Source organism: Salegentibacter sp. (assembly GCF_041642575.1).
Classification (GTDB): Bacteria; Bacteroidota; Bacteroidia; order Flavobacteriales; family Flavobacteriaceae; genus Salegentibacter.
The window spans coordinates 1-330 of sequence record NZ_JBEPWD010000170.1 but is presented as its reverse complement, the minus strand read 5'-3'; the positions used below and the strand labels follow the sequence as shown (position 1 = coordinate 330).

The window sequence follows — 330 nt, the reverse complement described above, 5'->3', positions numbered from 1 at the left end:
TGCTCGAAACCACTAACATTGGGGCCTAAGGGCGCTATCCAGTTTTGTTTGAAGGCTTCATTTACGAATTCCTGCTCTTTTCCTCCCATATGTGGAGAGGAGAGCCATATTTTTTCCTTACTCATTTGAATACTTTATAATTTTTCCGGGATTTCCCACTACTACAGCGAAATCCGGAATATCTTCTATTATAACGGCTCCTGCACCGATGTTTACCCATTTGCCAATTTTTATACCCGGAATAACAGAAGCTCCGGCACCAACCTGGCTGCCTTCACCTATTTCTACATTTCCGGTGACTACAGCATTGGGAGAAATATGTACAAAATC

The 330-nt window shown here is 42.4% G+C and carries 2 pseudogenes; both read right to left on the bottom strand.

The features are described 5' to 3' along the window. Positions 1–125, bottom strand: a pseudogene (locus tag ACESK1_RS12940) (pyridoxal phosphate-dependent aminotransferase); the annotation flags it as partial. Further along, positions 118–330 (bottom strand): annotated as a pseudogene (locus ACESK1_RS12935) (acetyltransferase); the annotation flags it as partial. The pseudogenes ACESK1_RS12935 and ACESK1_RS12940, both read right to left, overlap by 8 nt.